The sequence below is a fragment of the Streptomyces sp. NPDC101151 genome (assembly GCF_044768335.1).
Lineage (GTDB): Bacteria > Actinomycetota > Actinomycetes > Streptomycetales > Streptomycetaceae > Streptomyces.
Genome location: NZ_JBIWPP010000006.1, coordinates 210,163 through 227,521, shown reverse-complemented (window position 1 = coordinate 227,521; position 17,359 = coordinate 210,163). Strand labels below are relative to the sequence as shown.

Annotated in this window: 14 protein-coding genes; 8 read left to right on the top strand and 6 right to left on the bottom strand. The window is 71.2% G+C overall.

The window, feature by feature from the left end; all coding sequences use genetic code 11:
• Nucleotides 1-38 precede the first annotated feature (38 nt).
• The 4 genes from whiA to uvrC are packed head-to-tail and all read right to left on the bottom strand — an operon-like array spanning nt 39 to nt 5,183.
• The gene (whiA, locus tag ACIRU3_RS14260; RefSeq protein ID WP_404055903.1) at nt 39-1,028 is read right to left on the bottom strand and encodes a DNA-binding protein WhiA; all 990 of its coding nucleotides are present in this window, start codon (nt 1,026-1,028) and stop codon (nt 39-41) included.
• Nucleotides 1,019-2,113, bottom strand: a complete 1,095-nt coding sequence (gene yvcK, locus ACIRU3_RS14255; RefSeq protein WP_404055901.1) for a uridine diphosphate-N-acetylglucosamine-binding protein YvcK — start codon at nt 2,111-2,113, stop codon at nt 1,019-1,021. Before yvcK ends, whiA begins: the two co-directional genes overlap by 10 nt.
• Nucleotides 2,110-3,099 (bottom strand): RNase adapter RapZ, encoded by a 990-nt coding sequence (gene rapZ, locus ACIRU3_RS14250; RefSeq protein WP_404055899.1) that lies wholly within the window; start codon nt 3,097-3,099, stop codon nt 2,110-2,112. Before rapZ ends, yvcK begins: the two co-directional genes overlap by 4 nt.
• Nucleotides 3,096-5,183 carry an excinuclease ABC subunit UvrC gene (gene uvrC / locus ACIRU3_RS14245; RefSeq protein ID WP_404055897.1) on the bottom strand — a complete coding sequence of 696 codons (2,088 nt, stop codon included), beginning with the start codon at nt 5,181-5,183 and terminating at the stop codon, nt 3,096-3,098. Before uvrC ends, rapZ begins: the two co-directional genes overlap by 4 nt.
• A gap of 417 nt (nt 5,184-5,600) precedes the next feature.
• On the opposite strand from uvrC, the gene ACIRU3_RS14240 reads away from it, so the two are divergent.
• A complete protein-coding gene (locus ACIRU3_RS14240; RefSeq protein ID WP_404055896.1) occupies nt 5,601-6,548 on the top strand; it encodes a hypothetical protein in 948 nt (315 codons plus the stop codon).
• 116 nt (nt 6,549-6,664) lie between these two features.
• Here the strand turns inward: ACIRU3_RS14240 and ACIRU3_RS14235 are convergent, their stop codons facing one another.
• Nucleotides 6,665-7,108: a Rieske 2Fe-2S domain-containing protein gene (locus ACIRU3_RS14235; protein ID WP_404055894.1), complete on the bottom strand. Its 444-nt coding sequence runs from the start codon at nt 7,106-7,108 to the stop codon at nt 6,665-6,667.
• Between the two features lie 277 nt (nt 7,109-7,385).
• Between ACIRU3_RS14235 and ACIRU3_RS14230 the strand changes: the two genes are divergently transcribed.
• Nucleotides 7,386-8,621 (top strand): LacI family DNA-binding transcriptional regulator, encoded by a 1,236-nt coding sequence (locus ACIRU3_RS14230; protein ID WP_404055892.1) that lies wholly within the window; start codon nt 7,386-7,388, stop codon nt 8,619-8,621.
• Nucleotides 8,618-9,529, top strand: a complete 912-nt coding sequence (locus ACIRU3_RS14225) for a carbohydrate kinase (RefSeq protein ID WP_404055890.1) — start codon at nt 8,618-8,620, stop codon at nt 9,527-9,529. The genes ACIRU3_RS14230 and ACIRU3_RS14225 overlap by 4 nt, the downstream gene beginning before the upstream one ends.
• Before the next feature lie 235 nt (nt 9,530-9,764).
• On the opposite strand, the gene uvrA is transcribed toward ACIRU3_RS14225, so the two are convergent.
• Complete coding sequence (gene uvrA, locus ACIRU3_RS14220; RefSeq protein WP_404055888.1) at nt 9,765-12,791, bottom strand: excinuclease ABC subunit UvrA; 3,027 nt, start codon at nt 12,789-12,791, stop codon at nt 9,765-9,767.
• A gap of 225 nt (nt 12,792-13,016) precedes the next feature.
• Between uvrA and ACIRU3_RS14215 the strand changes: the two genes are divergently transcribed.
• The 5 genes from ACIRU3_RS14215 to ACIRU3_RS14195 all read left to right on the top strand — a co-directional run bounded on the left by ACIRU3_RS14215 (nt 13,017) and on the right by ACIRU3_RS14195 (nt 17,355).
• A complete protein-coding gene (locus ACIRU3_RS14215) occupies nt 13,017-13,703 on the top strand; it encodes a maleylpyruvate isomerase family mycothiol-dependent enzyme (protein WP_404055886.1) in 687 nt (228 codons plus the stop codon).
• Between the two features lie 46 nt (nt 13,704-13,749).
• A complete protein-coding gene (locus ACIRU3_RS14210; RefSeq protein WP_404055884.1) occupies nt 13,750-14,406 on the top strand; it encodes an MBL fold metallo-hydrolase in 657 nt (218 codons plus the stop codon).
• A gap of 362 nt (nt 14,407-14,768) precedes the next feature.
• A complete protein-coding gene (locus ACIRU3_RS14205) occupies nt 14,769-15,653 on the top strand; it encodes an ABC transporter substrate-binding protein (protein WP_404055882.1) in 885 nt (294 codons plus the stop codon).
• Complete coding sequence (locus ACIRU3_RS14200; protein ID WP_404055880.1) at nt 15,650-16,591, top strand: amino acid ABC transporter permease; 942 nt, start codon at nt 15,650-15,652, stop codon at nt 16,589-16,591. Before ACIRU3_RS14205 ends, ACIRU3_RS14200 begins: the two co-directional genes overlap by 4 nt.
• Nucleotides 16,588-17,355, top strand: a complete 768-nt coding sequence (locus ACIRU3_RS14195; RefSeq protein ID WP_404055878.1) for an amino acid ABC transporter ATP-binding protein — start codon at nt 16,588-16,590, stop codon at nt 17,353-17,355. The genes ACIRU3_RS14200 and ACIRU3_RS14195 overlap by 4 nt, the downstream gene beginning before the upstream one ends.
• Nucleotides 17,356-17,359: the final 4 nt, after the last annotated feature.

Sequence of the window (17,359 nt, the reverse complement as noted above, 5' to 3'; positions counted from 1 at the left end):
AATGGACGCCGGCACCGGCGAGTTGGTACGGCTCCCGGTCAGCCCGCCAGGTTGTCCGCCAGTTCCTCCGAGAGGTTGGCCTCCGTGCCCGGGATGCCCAGGTCGGCGGCGCGCTTGTCGGCCATCGCCAGCAGCCGGCGGATACGGCCCGCGACCGCGTCCTTGGTGAGCGGCGGGTCGGCGAGCGCGCCCAGCTCCTCCAGGGAGGCCTGCTTGTGCTCCATGCGCAGCCGGCCGGCGGCGGCCAGATGCTCCGGTACCTCTTCGGCGAGGATCTCCAGGGCCCGCTGGACCCGGGCACCGGCGGCCACGGCGGCGCGGGCCGAGCGGCGCAGGTTGGCGTCGTCGAAGTTGGCGAGCCGGTTGGCCGTGGCCCGCACCTCGCGCCGCATCCGGCGCTCCTCCCAGGCCAGCACGGACTCGTGCGCGCCGAGCCGGGTCAGCAGGGCGCCGATCGCGTCACCGTCGCGCACGACCACCCGGTCCACCCCGCGCACCTCACGGGCCTTCGCGGCGATGGACAGCCGACGGGCGGCGCCGACCAGCGCGAGCGCGGCCTCCGGGCCCGGGCAGGTCACCTCCAGGGAGGAGGAGCGGCCGGGCTCGGTCAGCGAGCCGTGCGCCAGGAAGGCCCCGCGCCAGGCCGCCTCGGCGTCACAGGTGGCACCGGAGACCACCTGCGGGGGCAGGCCGCGGATCGGGCGGCCCCGGCCGTCGACGAGGCCGGTCTGACGGGCCAGCTGATCGCCGCCCGCGACCACACGCACGACGTAGCGCGAGCCGCGGCGCAGTCCGCCGGGCGCCATCACGATCAGTTCAGAACTGTGGCCGAAGATCTCCAGGATGTCCCGCTTGAGCCGGCGGGCCGCCATCGCGGTGTCCAGCTCCGCCTCGATCACGATGCGCCCGCTCACCAGGTGGAGGCCGCCGGCGAACCGCAGAATGGCGGAGACCTCCGCCTTCCTGCAGCAGGTCCGGGTGACGGGGAGCCGAGAGATCTCGTCCTTCACCGCTGCCGTCATCGCCATGGGCCGATCCTTCCATGCATCCGAAAAATACGGTCGTACGCGGCGGCCAGCAGCTCCGGGTCGTGCCGGGGGCTTCCGTCGGTCCGGGCCACCGGCGCCAGCTCGACCGCGGCTCCCAGCCGCTTGGCGGCCTCGGTGAGCGAGTCGCGGTCGGGCACCGCGGCCTCGTCGGCCAGCACCACGTCCAGGGCGAGTTTAGGGGCGTGTCGCCCCAAAACCTCCAAATGACGCTGCGGGGAGAAGCCCTCGGTTTCTCCGGGCTGCGGAGCGAGGTTCAGGGACAGCACCCGGCGCGCCTTGGTCTGCGTGAGAGCGTCCAGCAGCTCCGGGACGAGCAGGTGCGGGATGACCGAGGAGAACCAGGAGCCGGGGCCCAGCACCACCCAGTCCGCGTCCAGGACCGCCGCGACGGCCTCGGGGACGGCCGGCGGGTCGTGCGGCACGAGGTGCACCGACTGCACCTCGCCGGGCGTGAGGGCGACGGTCGCCTGCCCGCGCACCGTGTCGACCCGCTCGGGCCGTACCGGATCGTGCCCCTTGACCAGGGCCTGCAGCTCCAGCGGTACGGCGGACATGGGCAGCACCCGGCCGTGCGCGCCGAGCAGCTTGCCGACCAGGTCCAGGGCCTGGACATGGTCCCCGAGCTGCTCCCACAGAGCGACGATCAGGAGGTTGCCGACCGCGTGGTCGTGCAGGTCGCCCTTGGAGTGGAAGCGGTGCTGGATGACCCGGGCCCAGGTCTGGCCCCAGTCGTCGTCTCCGCACAGCGCGGCCAGCGCCTTGCGCAGGTCGCCGGGCGGCAGCACGCCCAGCTCGTCGCGCAGGCGCCCGCTGGAGCCGCCGTCGTCGGCCACCGTGACGACGGCGGTGAGGTCGCCGGTGATCCGGCGCAGCGCGGCGAGCGAGGCGGACAGACCCATGCCGCCGCCGAGGGCGACGACCTTGGGCTGGGTGCCGCGCCGGCGGGCCCGGCCGCCGCGGACCTCCGCGGGGCGAACCGCCCGCGCGTCGGCCACGGAGCGGCTCGAACGGCCCTCCGGCACCACCCGGCGCAGCCTGCTCAGGCGCCGTGTACGTTCTGTCATTCCCGTCCCATGTCCCGGTGTACGACCACCGTCTCCACGCCCTCGGCCGCGAGTCGCGCGGCGAGCTTCTCGGACACCGCGACCGAGCGGTGCTTGCCGCCGGTGCAGCCGATGGCGATCGTCACATAGCGCTTGCCCTCGCGCCGGTACCCGGTCGCGATCAGTCTCAGCAGCTCGGCGTACCGGTCGAGGAACTCCTTGGCGCCGGGCTGGTTGAAGACATACGCGGACACCTCCTCGTTGAGGCCGGTGAACGGGCGCAGCTCCGGCACCCAGTGCGGGTTGGGCAGGAACCGCATGTCCGCGACCAGATCGGCGTCGACCGGCAGGCCGTACTTGAAGCCGAAGGACATCACGGTGGCCCGCAGCTCGGGCTCCTCCTCGCCCGCGAACTGGGCGTCCATCTTGGCGCGCAGCTCGTGCACGTTGAGGCTGGAGGTGTCGATCACCAGGTCGGCGTCGCCGCGCAGCTCGCGCAGCAGCTCGCGCTCGGCCGCGATGCCGTCGACGATGCGCCCGTCGCCCTGCAGGGGGTGCGGGCGGCGCACCGACTCGAAGCGGCGCACCAGGGCGTCGTCGGAGGACTCCAGGAAGACGATCCGGCGCGTGACGGCCCGGCTCTCGAGGTCGGCGAGGGACTCGCGCAGATTGTCGAAGAAGCGCCGCCCTCGTACGTCGACGACGACCGCGATCCGCGCCACGTTGCCCTGGGAACGGGCACCCAGCTCCACCATGGTGGGGATCAGGGCGGGCGGGAGGTTGTCCACGACGAACCAGCCGAGGTCCTCCAGACACTTCGCGGCCGTCGACCGGCCCGCTCCGGACATGCCGGAGATGATCACCAGCTCGGGGATGGCCGGTTCGGGGGCCCCGGCCGGCGTGACGTCCGTACTCACCTGTTCTCCGTTTTCCTGAACCGCCTGCTGCGGCTCCCCCGCGGTCGCCTGTTCTCGGTCCGCTGTGGGCTGTGCGTCGTGCTCGGTCATGTCTCCTGCCCCCGTCGTTCGTCCGGGAGACCCGCGGTCACGGGCTCCCCCGAGGAACCCGCCGTCGTATCGGGTTCCTCGTCCTCAATGATCTCTCCGGTCGCCGTGTTCACGGCGGGTGCGGCCGGAACCGCCCGGGCGAGGGCCGCGGCAATGGTCTCGGCCGTCTTCCGGCCTATGCCCGGCACCTCCTGGATCTGCTCGATTGTGGCGGACCGCAGCTTCTTCACCGAGCCGAAATGCTTGATGAGCGCCTGTTTGCGGGTCTCGCCGAGGCCGGGCACCTCGTCCAGGGGGCCGGCACGGAAGCGCTTGGCACGTTTGGTGCGCTGGTAGGTGATCGCGAAGCGGTGCGCCTCGTCGCGGACTCGCTGGAGCAGATAGAGGCCCTCGCTGGTGCGGGGCAGGACCACCGGGTCGTCCTCGCCGGGCACCCAGACCTCCTCCAGACGCTTGGCGAGGCCGCACACGGCGATGTCGTCGATGCCCAGCTCGTCCAGGGCCCGGCGGGCCGCCGCGACCTGCGGCTGCCCGCCGTCGACCACGACGAGCTGGGGCGGGTAGGCGAACTTCTTGGGGCGGCCCTCGTCGTCCTTGAGGGAGACGGCGAAGGGGTCGCCGTCGGTGAGGGTGTTCTCGCCGTCGGTGAGCGTCTCCTCGCCGTCGGCCCACTCCCCCGTCTTCTCCTTCTCGGCGAGGTAGCGCCGGAAGCGGCGGGTGATCACCTCGTGCATGGAGCGGACGTCGTCCTGGCCCGCGAAGCCCTTGATCTGGAAGCGGCGGTACTCGCTCTTGCGCTGCAGGCCGTCCTCGAAGACGACCATGGAGGCGACAACGTCGTCACCCTGCAGGTGCGAGATGTCGTAGCACTCGATCCGCAGCGGGGCGCTGTCCAGGTCGAGGGCCTCGGCGATCTCCTCCAGCGCCCGGGAGCGGGTGGTCAGGTCGGAGGCGCGCTTCGTCTTGTGCAGGGCCAGGGCCTGCTGGGCGTTGCGCTCCACGGTCTCCATGAGCGCCTTCTTGTCGCCGCGCTGCGGGATGCGCAGCGAGACGTTCGACCCGCGGCGGCCGGTCAGCCATTCCTGGACCGGCTCGACCGGCTCGGGCAGGGCCGGGACCAGGACCTCCTTGGGGACGGCGTCCCCCGTCTCCTCGCCGTACAGCTGCTGCAGGGCGTGCTCGACGAGGGCGCCGGTGGTGACCTCCTCGACCTTGTCGGTCACCCAGCCGCGCTGGCCGCGCACCCGGCCGCCGCGCACGTGGAAGATCTGGACGGCCGCCTCCAGCTCGTCCTCGGCGACCGCGATGAGATCGGCGTCGGTCGCGTCGGCGAGCACGACCGCGTTCTTCTCCATGGCCTTCTTCAGGGCCTCGATGTCGTCGCGCAGGCGGGCGGCCCGCTCGTACTCCATCTCCTCGGCCGCCTCCATCATCTGCTTCTCCAGACGGCGGAGGTAGGTGCCGGTGCGGCCCGCCATGAAGTCGCAGAAGTCCTCCGCCAGGTCCCCGTGGTCCTCGGGAGTGATGCGGCCGACGCAGGGGGCGGAGCACTTGCCGATGTAGCCGAGCAGGCAGGGACGGCCGGTGCGGGCCGCGTTCTTGAAGACCCCGGCCGAGCAGGTGCGCACCGGGAAGACCCGCAGCAGCAGGTCGACGGTGTCCCGGATGGCCCACGCATGGCCGTACGGGCCGAAGTACCTGACGCCCTTCTTCTTGTGACCGCGCATCACCTGCACGCGCGGGAACTCCTCGTTCATCGTCACCGCGAGGTACGGGTAGCTCTTGTCGTCGCGGTACTTGACGTTGAACCGGGGGTCGTACTCCTTGATCCAGGAGTACTCCAGCTGCAGCGCCTCGACCTCCGTGGACACCACGGTCCACTCCACGGAGGCGGCGGTGGTCACCATCGTCCGGGTGCGCGGGTGCAGGTTCGCCAGGTCCTGGAAGTAGTTCGCCAGGCGCTGGCGCAGGCTCTTCGCCTTTCCGACGTAGATCACCCGGCGGTGCTCGTCACGGAACCTGTACACCCCGGGAGAGTCCGGGATCTCACCCGGCCTGGGGCGGTAGCTGGAGGGGTCGGCCATGTCTCACACCCTACTGGCGAGCACCGACACCGCGTCGGGCCTGTGGACAACGCCCACCGGCGCGGCTCCGCGCCGGCAACCGTCGCCGCGTTGCCCCTGAGGGCCGCATTCCGGCCATGCTGCCCCCTCCGGACCCGCCCGGCCGCGCACCCACGCGGGCGCTCCCGCAGACCGTGCGGGCCCGGGCTCGCGCGCGTGGGGGCGCGGCTCGGCCAGGAGTACACGGTGACCGGGTCCGAGGTGTTGTCGGGGCCTGGTCAACACGCTTCAATGCGGGGGAACTCGGGGCCTCGCACGCCGGCGGAAGGACGCGGCGTGCGCAGATTCGGGCGCTCCGGCGCCCACGGGGGCGGCCCCGCACGCCTGCGTCAACGGTCTGACCAGCCGTCGTGACACCTCACAGAAAGGCCCCTGTGCATGCGGCACGCCACAGAGCACGCGGACGTCCCCACCGCGGAACTGGACACGGCCCTGCGGGGCGGCCCCTTCCACGTGGCGCTGCGCGCCGCGATCGCCGCCCGCGGACTGCCGCTCCAGCGTGTGCAGCACCATCTGTCGCGCCACGGGGTCAAGGTCGGGGTCACCAGCCTGAGTTACTGGCAGCAGGGCGCCCGCCGCCCGCAGCGCCCCGAGTCACTGCGCGCCGTACGAGCCCTGGAGGAGATCCTCCAGCTGCCGGACGAGTCCCTGATCCGGCTGCTCACCGAGTCCGGCGAGCCCACCTCCCCCGGCCGCCCCTCGGCCCGCTCCTACCGCTCCCTGATCGAGGCCTCCGACGTCCTGCACCGGCTCCAGGCCGACCTGGGCTGGTCCCTCGACGGCGGACTGCACACCCTCGGCCACCACGAACGCGTCCGGATCGGCGCCCGCCGCGAACTGGTGGGCCGCGAGTCCCACCACATCGTGCGGGCCCACCGCGACGGCGTCGACCGTTTCGTCGCCGTCCACCACGGCGACCCCGGCTGCAGCCCGCACGCCATGACGGTGCACGCCCTGGAGAACTGCCGCACCGGGCGCATCCGTTGGGACCAGAACACCGGCGTACTGGTGACCGAGCTCCTCTTCGGCACCCGGCTGCGCTCCGGCGACACGTTCCTCTTCCGGTACGGCGTCGAGGACGGCACGGCGGGAGTCTCGCGCGAGTACGTCCACGGGTTCGGCTTCGCGGGCGGCCAGTACGCGCTCCAGGTGAGCTTCGACGGGTCCGCGCTGCCGGCGCGCTGCCATCGCTTCACCCAGCACTCCCCCGCGGCGCCGCGCAGTGGCCGGCACGAACTGCCGGTCACCTGGCCGCACCACAGCGTCCATGTGGTCGAGCCCCGGATACGGCCGGGGCTCGTCGGCATCGCGTGGGACTGGGAGTGACGAGGGACCCGGGTCACGGGTCACGGGTCACGGGTCACGGAAGTGGCGTGACAGGCGGGCGGTGGTGACAGGCGGCCGGCAGTGAGCGCCTGACGTAGCTCGGACGTGCGGGCGGGTCAGGCACCCGGGCCGGCGATGATCCTGCCGTTCGACGTCTTCACCGGCAGCTCGTTCAACGGCTCGGTGGCCGGTGCCTGGACCACCTTGCCCGTCACGGCATCGAACTGGCTGCCGTGGCAGGGGCAGATCAGGGTAGTCCCCTGGAGCTTGTTGATGGGGCACCCCGCGTGCGTGCAGACGGTGCTGTACGCCTTGAGGGCACCGCTCCCGTCCCGGCTGACCACCACGTTGTGGTCCCGGTAGAGCTTGGCGCCGCCCTTCGCCACCTCGGCCTCGGCGCCGAGGTCGACCGGCGCGGTCGGGGTCGCGTCGGCCGAGGCGCCGCCCGGGGCCGAGCAGGCGGCCAGTCCGAGCCCGGCGACCGGGGCCACGGCGGCTCCTCGAAGGACGGTACGACGACTCGTGGACGGGCGAACCGGGCGGGCCGGGCGGGCGGTCATCAGATCTCCACTGCTCAGGGGGCGTGCAGGCCGACGATACCCGGGCAGAACGGCCGGGTCCGGGTCGGGGGCGGGGCAGGGTCGGGGCAGAGGCGGTGAGCGTGAGTGAAGGTGGACCCGGGGCACGTAAACGTTTGCGCAAGCGTTTACGCGATGGGGAGGGATGAGGTACGTTCCCGGCGTCCGGCAGTCCGACCGGCGGCGGGTGACGGAAAAGCGCATCAGGGGCTCGACAGCTCAGCATCTGAGCGGCTGAGCAGGTCAGAGAGGGGACGCGATGGCCACCATGGCGGACGTCGCCCGGAGCGCCGGTGTCTCCGTCGCGACGGTCTCCCACGTGCTCAACGGCACGCGCCCGGTGCTGTCCCACACCCGCCAGGCCGTACTGAACGCCGTCGACGCGCTCGGCTACACGCCCAACACCCTCGCCCGCTCCCTGGTGACCTCCCGCACCCGCTCCATCGGTCTCGCGGTGTCGGCGATCAGCAACCCGTACTTCACGGAGATCCTCCAAGGCGTCGAGGCCGCCGCCCTGGAGGCGGGCTACAGCCTGCTCATCGCCGACCCGCACGACGACCCCGTGCACGAACGGAAGGTCGTCCAGCTCCTCCATGAGCGCCGGGTGGACGGCATGATCGTCGCGCCCTCCGCGGACCCGCACGACCTCGTGGCCTACCTCAGTCGCCACTCCGTGCCGACGGTGTTCCTCGACCGGGTGCTCCCCTCCGGCGACCCTGCCGCAGGCACCCCGCACCTCGATCAGCCCGGACCCGAGCAGAACCGATCCGAGCAGGCCGGCCCCGACCAGGAGACGGGTCCCGGCCCGGCCCGTCTCGGTCAGGAAGCCGGCTTGGATCAGACCGGTTTCGATCAAGCCGTTTTCGATCAGGTCTGCGCCGAGAACTCCGGTCCGACCGCCCGCCTCGTCACACACCTCGCCGGGCTCGGACATCGCCGGATCGGCCTGGTCGCGGGCCTGTCCGGGCTCAGCACGACCACTGAGCGGATCGTCGGCTATCGGCAGGCCCTCGCCGCCGCCGGCCTCGTCCGCGACGAGGACCTCGTGGTGTCCGGCAACTCCGAGGCGGCCGGCGCCGAGCGAGCCACGGCCGCCCTGCTGTCGCTCCCCGTTCCCCCCACGGCGCTCGTCACCGCCAACAACGCCATGACCATCGGAGCCCTGCGCGCCCTGCGCCGGCAGGGTCTGGCCGTGCCGGACGACATCGCCCTGTGCTGCTTCGACGACTTCGCCTGGGCCGACCTGTTCTCGCCCCGGCTCACGGCCATCGCCCAGCCCAGCAGGGAGATCGGCGCCCAGGCCGTCCAGGTGCTCCTGGACCGGCTGGCCACGCCGGACCGGCCCGCCCGGACGGTCCGGCTGCCGTGCACCTTCGTCCACCGCACCTCCTGCGGGTGCCCGGAGGACCGGGACGGGGCCGCGGGCCCCCCACCGGCCGGGCCCGGCCGGAAGACCGAACCAACCGCGCTCTCCGAGAAGGGAACCGCCTCGTGATCGTCGTCGCCGGTGAGGCTCTGATCGACCTGGTACCGCACGGCCCGGGTGCCCTGGCGGACCTGAAGCCGGCGCTCGGCGGCGGCCCGTACAACACCGCCGTGGCCCTCGGCCGCCTCGGCTCCCCGACGGCCTTCTGCTCCCGCACCTCGTACGACGCCTTCGGCGAGGCCCTGCTCGACGGGCTGCGGCGGGCCGGAGTGGACGTGTCCGGCGTACAGCGCGGCCACGAACCGACCACCCTCGCGGTCGCCACCATCGACGCCGGCGGCTCGGCCGCCTACTCCTTCTACGTCGACGGCACCGCCGACCGCCTCTTCGGCGCCCCCACCGGACTCCCCGCCGGCACCCGCGCGGTGTCCTTCGGCACCTGCTCTCTCGTCCTGGAACCCGGGGCGAGCGCCTACGAGGAGCTGATGCGGACCGCGGCGGCACAAGGCCTGTTCACCGCCCTCGATCCCAACATCCGGGCGGGTCTCATCCCGGACGCGGACGCCTACCGTGCGCGCTTCAAGAACTGGCTGCCCTCGGTGACGCTGCTGAAGCTGTCCGCGGAGGACGCCCAGTGGCTGGGCGGCAGCCCGCGCGAGTGGCTGGCCGCGGGACCGTCGGCCGTCGTGGTCACCCGGGGTGGCGACGGCCTGACCGTCCACACCCGGGACGGCGCGGAATACTCCGTGCCGGGCGAGAAGGTCGAGGTCGTGGACACCATCGGCGCCGGTGACACGGTGAACGCGGCCCTGCTGCACGGCCTGTCCGCCCAGGACGCCCTCTCGCCGTCGGCACTCGCCGCCCTGGGCGCGGACGGCTGGCAGCGCCTGCTGCGGTTCGCGGCGCGCGCGGCGGCGGTCACCTGCTCACGCGCGGGAGCGGAGCCTCCCTACGCGGCCGAGCTGGGCGAGCTGTGAGTCGGCTGCGGAGCGTGTCCTAGTTCGAGCCCGAATCCACGGTGATGTTGTCAAGGTGCAACTGGACCTGCAGTTGGCGGCGGCCGGTCGTGCCTGTCGCACCGCAGGGCCAGGGTGGCTGATGGTGGAACGAACGGCGCCCCGCGGGGAGTTCCCGCGGGGCGCCGGTTCTTGATGTGGTGTCAGGGCACGGGGCCCGAACGGATGTTGTGTCAGGGCATGGCCCGAACGGGGCTCAGTCCTTGCGGGCCCGCGCCGTCTTCTTCGCCGGCGCCGCCTTCTTCGTGGCTGCGGCGGCCTTCTTGGTGGCCGTGTTGTTGGCCTTGGCGGTCACCGTCTTGCGCACCGTCGACTTGGCCGCGGCCGTCTTTCTCGCCGCCGGGCCGCGCGGCGCCTTCACCGGTTCCGCGTCGCTGATGCGGTCGGCGCCGAGGACCTCGCGCAGGAACTTGCCGGTGTGGCTGGCCGGGACGCCCGCGACCTCCTCGGGTGTGCCCTCGGCGACCACGAGGCCACCGCCTGCGCCGCCCTCCGGACCCATGTCGACGACCCAGTCCGCGGTCTTGATCACGTCGAGGTTGTGCTCGATGACGATGACCGTGTTGCCCTTGTCGACCAGGCCGGCGAGGACCTTCAGCAGCTTGCTGATGTCCTCGAAGTGCAGACCGGTGGTCGGCTCGTCCAGGACGTAGACCGTGCGTCCGGTGGAGCGCTTCTGCAGCTCGCTGGCGAGCTTCACGCGCTGCGCCTCACCACCGGACAGGGTGGTCGCCGACTGGCCGAGCCGGACGTAGCCGAGGCCGACGTCCTTCAGGGTCCGCAGGTGCCGGGAGATGGCCGGCACCGCCTCGAAGAAGTCGGTCGCCTCCTCGATCGGCATGTTCAGCACGTCGGCGATGGACTTGCCCTTGTAGTGGACCTCCAGGGTCTCCCGGTTGTACCGGGCGCCGTGGCAGACCTCGCACGGGACGTAGACGTCCGGGAGGAAGTTCATCTCGATCTTGATGGTGCCGTCGCCCGCGCAGTTCTCGCAGCGGCCGCCCTTGACGTTGAAGGAGAAACGCCCGGGCAGGTAGCCGCGGACCTTCGCCTCGGTGGTCTCGGCGAACAGCTTGCGGACGTGGTCGAAGACGCCGGTGTAGGTCGCCGGGTTGGACCGCGGGGTGCGGCCGATGGGCGACTGGTCGACGTGCACGACCTTGTCGACGAGGTCGTCGCCGTCCACGCGCGTGTGCCGGCCGGGGACGCTGCGCGCACCGTTCAGCTCGCGGGCCAGGTGCGTGTAGAGGATGTCGTTGACCAGCGTCGACTTGCCGGATCCGGACACGCCCGTGACGGCCGTGAACACACCCAGCGGGAAGGACACGTCGATGTCCTGCAGGTTGTTCTCACGGGCGCCGTGCACGGTCAGCTGCCGGGACGGGTCGCGCGGCCGCCGCACGTCCGGGAGCGGGATGGACTTGCGACCCGAGAGGTACTGGCCGGTCTGCGACTCGGTGTTGGCGAGCAGCTCCTTCAGGTGGCCGCTGTGCACGACCTTGCCGCCGTGCTCGCCGGCGCCGGGACCGATGTCCACGATCCAGTCGGCGATCTTGATCGTGTCCTCGTCGTGCTCCACGACGATGAGCGTGTTGCCCATGTCGCGCAGCCGGACCAGGGTCTCGATCAGCCGGTGGTTGTCACGCTGGTGCAGACCGATGGACGGCTCGTCCAGGACGTACAGGACGCCGACGAGGCCGGAGCCGATCTGGGTGGCCAGGCGGATGCGCTGGGCCTCGCCGCCGGAGAGGGTGCCGGCCGCGCGGTTGAGGGAGAGATAGTCCAGGCCGACGTCGACCAGGAAGCGCAGCCGCTCGTTGACCTCCTTCAGGACGCGCTCGGCGATCTTCTTGTCGCGGGCGTTCAGCTTCAGCTCGCCCAGGAAGTCCGCGCAGTCGCTGATCGACATCCCGGAGACCTCGGCGATCGACTTCTCCATGACCGTGACGGCGAGGACGATCGGCTTCAGACGCGTGCCCTCACAGCCGGGGCAGGGCACCTCGCGCATATAGCCCTCGAAGCGCTCACGGCTGGCGTCGCTCTCGGCCTCGCTGTGCCGGCGCTTCACGAAGGGCACCGCACCCTCGAAGGGCGTGGTGTACACACGCTCCCGGCCGTACCGGTTGCGGTACCGCACCTCGATCTGGGTCTTGTGGCCGTGGAGCAGGGCCTTCTTCGCGCGCTGCGGCAGACCCGCGAAGGGGATGTCGGTACGGAAGCCGAGCGCGTCCGCGAGCGCGCCGATCAGGCGGCCGAAGTAGTCCTTGGTGTGCCCGTGGGACCAGGGGTGGATGGCGCCCTCGTCCAGGGACTTGTCCTCGTCCGGGACGATCAGCTCCGGGTCGACCTCCATCCGCGTCCCGATGCCGGTGCACTCGGGGCAGGCGCCGAAGGGCGAGTTGAAGGAGAAGGAGCGGGGCTCCAGCTCCTCGAAGGACAGGTCGTCGTACGCGCAGTACAGGTGCTCCGAGTACATGCGCTCGCGCTCGGGGTCGCCCTCGGGAAGGTCGACGAAGTCGAGCACGACCATGCCGCCGGACAGGCCGAGGGCGGTCTCCACCGAGTCGGTGAGGCGCCGCTTGGCGGAGTCCTTGACCGTGAGGCGGTCGACGACCACCTCGATGGTGTGCTTCTCCTGCTTCTTCAGGGCCGGCGGCTCGGACAGCTGGATGGTCTCGCCGTCCACGCGCGCACGTGAGTAGCCCTTGGTCTGCAGGTCGGCGAAGAGGTCGACGAATTCGCCCTTGCGCTCGCGCACCAGCGGCGACAGCACCTGGAAGCGGCTCCCCTCCGGCAGCTCCAGGACCTTGTCGACGATGGCCTGCGGCGACTGGCGCGAGATCGGGCGGCCGCACTCGGGGCAGTGCGGCTTGCCGATGCGCGCGAAGAGCAGACGCAGGTAGTCGTAGACCTCGGTGATGGTGCCGACCGTCGAGCGCGGGTTGCGCGAGGTCGACTTCTGGTCGATGGAGACCGCCGGGGACAGACCCTCGATGAAGTCGACGTCCGGCTTGTCCATCTGGCCGAGGAACTGGCGGGCGTACGAGGAGAGCGACTCCACGTACCGGCGCTGGCCCTCGGCGAAGATCGTGTCGAAGGCCAGGGAGGACTTGCCCGACCCCGACAGGCCCGTGAAGACGATGAGCGAGTCACGCGGCAGGTCGAGCGAGACATTCTTCAGGTTGTGCTCGCGCGCGCCACGGACGATGAGACGGTCGGCCACGCCGGTCCGCACCTTTCTTGAGAGAAGTGACAGGGGCGGGGCCCCCGTGCTTCTTCGAGACTAGGGGGAGCCACTGACAACGCCGGTCGGATTTCCCGGTTGCATAACAACTCCCGGTCATCCAGCATGCCCGACGCCGCCCCCGACGATATAGCACGTGCATTCGATTTGCGGGCGAGGTTCCACACCTTCACCCGAAGGTGTGGCGGGACTAGGGTCAGGCCCATGATTGATCACGCTCATGACCTGGCCTTTGTACGTGACGCGACCGAGCGGCTCCTCACCGCTGTCTCCAAACTGGACAACGCGTCGCTCGCCGAGCCGTCACGGCTGCCCGGCTGGACCCGCGGACACATCCTCGCCCACCTCGCCCGCAACGCGGACGCGCTCGTGAACGTCCTCGAGGGCCGGCCCATGTACCCGAGCGCCGAGACCCGGGACGCCGACATCGAGCGGGACGCCCCGCGCCCCCTGGACATCCAGGTCGCCGACGTCCGCGAGAGCGCGGCCGGCTTCCAGGGGACAGGGGCGGCGCCGGCGGACTGGACGCGCACGGTGGAGCTGCGCAACGGGGTCACCGACTCCGCGTCCCGGGTGCCGTTCCGGCGGTGGGTCGAGGTCGAGCTGCACCATGTGGACCTCGGAATCGGGTACGAGCTGGAGGATCTTCCGGTGGAGTTCACGGAGCGCGAGATCGACTTCCTGACGCAGCGCTTCTCCGGGCACCCCGACGTCCCGGCGACCCGCGTCACGGACGGCACGCGCGCGTGGAGCACGGGACGGGAGGCGGTCGAGCCCGCGGTCACGGTCAGCGGCGCTCCGGCGGAACTGCTGGGCTGGCTCGCCGGACGCCGCGAGGGAGCCGCGCTGGAGGCGACGGACGGGGCACTCCCGCAGCTGCCTCCGCTGTAGCGCCGCGCCGGGCCGCCGCGGCCTTCCCCGCTATAGGCTGATCGCCATGACGTACAGCGGAGAGGTCAAGGTCGGCGGCCCGGCGGACGTGCACGAGCTGAAAGACCTGATGATCACCAAGATCGCGGTCGGCCCGATGGACAACAACGCCTATCTGCTGCGCTGCCGGGCCACCGACGAGCAACTCCTGATCGACGCCGCCAACGAGGGGCAGACCCTGCTCGCCATGATCGGTGACGACGGCATCGCCTCCGTCGTCACCACCCATCAGCACGGCGACCACTGGCAGGCGCTCGCCGAGGTCGTCTCCGCCACGGGTGCCCGTACGTACGCGGGCCGGGAGGACGCCTCCGGCATCCCGGTGCCGACCGACGTCCTGGTCGACGACGGTGACGTCATCAGGGTGGGGCGCGTGGAACTCACCGCGCGCCATCTCGTCGGACACACGCCCGGCTCCATCGCGCTGGTCTACGACGACCCGCACGGCCATCCGCACGTCTTCACGGGAGACTGCCTCTTTCCGGGCGGTGTCGGCAACACGCGCAAGGACCCGAAGGCGTTCGCCAGCCTGATCCACGACGTCGAGGCGAAGATCTTCGAGGTACTGCCGGACGAGACCTGGGTCTACCCCGGGCACGGCAACGACACCACGCTGGGCACGGAGCGGCCGCATCTGCCGGAGTGGCACGCGCGCGGGTGGTGAGCGGTAAGCAGTAGGCGGTAAGTGGCAAGCGGGCGATTTTGCGCGCCCGGCGCACGCCCTTCATGTGCGCCCGGCGCGCACTTCACTTCGCGCGCCTCGTGTGAACTGTTCGCACGCGCCGGGGGTGCATGCGCGCTCCCCCGGCGCCGTTTCCGGCAGTCAACTGGTGGCAGCCCCGCACAGGATGACGGCTCCTGCGCGGTATGGGCCGCCGGTCTTCCAACCCCGCCCTCGACCGGCGGCCCCAGGCGAAGGCGACCTCGCGGGGGCAGCGTTCACACGACTGCAACACCGGTTCCCACCATGCGGACAGTGAACAGTGTGACCTGGACAAACGGGGGGTTCGCTGCCAATCTCCCGCCATGTACCCTGCCCCTCGCGCACCGCGCCGCGCGGTAGCCGCCGCCACCGTAGCCCTGCTCGCCACCGCTGTCGGCTGTGCTCCGCAGCCCGAGGAGAACGCGTCGGCCGCCCCGTCCGGGTCCGCCGTGAAGAGCTGCGCCAAGGGCAAGTTGGCCACCAAGACGTCCGGGAAGCTGACGATCGCGACGGACGAACCCGCGTACGAGCCGTGGTTCAAGGACGACAAGCCCGCGAACGGCAAGGGCTTCGAGTCCGCGGTCGCCTACGCCGTGGCGAAGCAACTGGGCTACGACAAGAGCGCGGTGGTCTGGCAGAGCGTGCCCTTCAACAAGGCGTTCGCGCCCGGCGTGAAGACCTTCGACTTCGACATCAACCAGGTGTCGATCAGCACCGAGCGCAAGAAGGCCGTGGACTTCTCCTCCGGTTACTACGACGTGCGCCAGGCCGTCATCGCGCTGAAGAACAGCAAGGCCGCGAAGGCGACGAGCATCGCGGACCTGAAGGACCTCAAGCTGGGCGCCCAGGTGGGCACCACGAGCCTCGACTACATCACCGACGTGGTGAAGCCGACGCAGGAGGCCGCCGTGTACGCGAAGAACGACCAGGCCAAGTCCGCGCTGAAGAACGGCCAGGTCGACGCCGTCGTCACCGACCTGCCGACCGCCTTCTACATCACCGCGGCCGAGGTGACCGACGCGAAGATCGTCGGCCAGTTCGAGAACCAGGGCGGCACGCCCGAGCAGTTCGGGCTCGTGCTCGACAAGGGCAGTGCGCTGACCTCGTGCGTGACAGGTGCCGTCGACGCCCTGCGCACGGACGGCGCGCTGGCGGCGATCGAGAAGCAGTGGCTCTCCGAAGCCGTCGACGCACCGGTGCTCAAGTGACCGTCACCAAGGGCGAGTCCGCCCCGGAAGGGGCGGACGGCACGGGTGGCACGCCCGGCGACGCCGGGAACGGGCCGCCGGGCGCCGGTGACGGCTATGTGCCCTCCGAGCGGCGACTGGAGCGCGAGCGCTACAAGAGGGTGCGCGCCCGCCGCGCGACGGCCGTCGCGGCGCTGTCGACCCTGGTCACGGCCGTCGTGCTCTACCTGGTCGTCGTCAACGCGCCAGGGTGGCCACGTACCAAGGACACGTTCTTCAGCGCGCAGTACGCGCGCGAGGCGTTCCCGAAGGTCCTCGAAGGGCTGTGGCTGAACCTCCGCCTCCTGCTCATCTGCGGTGCCGCCGTACTGGTCCTCGGCATGCTGATCGCCATCGCCCGCACGCTGCGCGGCCCGGTGTTCTTCCCGCTGCGCGTACTGGCGGCGGCGTACACCGACTTCTTCCGCGGTCTCCCTCTCATCATCAACTTGATGATCGTGGTGCTGGGCGTTCCCGCGCTGCGGCTGCAGGGTGTGACGGTCGATCCGGTGCTGCTGGGCGGTACGGCGCTGACACTGACGTACTCGGCGTACGTGGCCGAGGTGTTCCGGGCCGGCATCGAGTCCATCCACCCCTCGCAGCGCGCCGCGGCCCGCTCCCTCGGCCTCACCAACCGGCAGGCGCTGCGCTACGTCGTGCTGCCCCAGGCGGTGCGCCGCCAGGTGCCGCCGCTGCTCAACGACCTGGTGTCGCTGCAGAAGGACACCGGCCTGGTGTCGATCGGCGGCGCGGTGGACGCCGTACGGGCCGCCGACATCATCGTGGGCCGCAGCCTCAACTACACGCCGTACATAGTCGCGGGCCTGGTCTTCGTGGCGCTGACCATCCCGATGACCCGCTTCACCGACTGGGTGACGGCCAGGATGGACCGGCAGCGGGCGCAGGGAGGATCGATATGAGCACGGCACCCGAGGACGGCTCCCCGGTGCTGCGGATGGAATCCGTACGCAAGACGTTCGGGGGCTCGGTCGTGCTGCGCGACATCGGCCTGGAGGTCGCCCCGCACACCGTGACCGCGCTGATCGGCGCCTCCGGCTCGGGGAAGTCCACGCTGCTGCGCTGCGCCAACCTCCTGGAGGACATCGACGACGGCGCGATCTGGCTGGACGGCGAGGAGATCACCGACCCGCGCGTCGACCAGGACGCGGTACGGCGTCGTATCGGCGTGGTTTTCCAGGCGTACAACCTGTTCCCGCACATGACCGTGCTGGACAACATCACGCTCGCGCCGCGCCGCGTGCACGGTGCCTCCCGCGCCGAGGCCGAGGAACGGGCCAGGGAGCTGCTGGAGCGGCTCGGACTGGGTGGCAGGGCGGACACCTACCCGGACCGGCTGAGCGGCGGACAGCAGCAGCGTGTGGCGATCGTGCGGGCCCTCGCCGTACGGCCGCGGCTGCTGCTGCTCGACGAGATCACCGCCGCGCTGGACCCCGAACTCGTGGGCGAGGTGCTGTCGGTGGTCCGTGACCTGAAGGGCGAGGGCATGACCATGGTGCTGGCGACGCACGAGATGGGTTTCGCGCGGGACGTCGCCGACCAGGTCTGTTTTCTGGACGGAGGGGTGGTGCTGGAACGCGGCACCGCCGAGCAGGTCTTCGGCGATCCGCAGCAGGAGCGCACACGGCGCTTCCTGCGGCGGATCGTGGAGGCGGGCCGTCTGTAGCTCC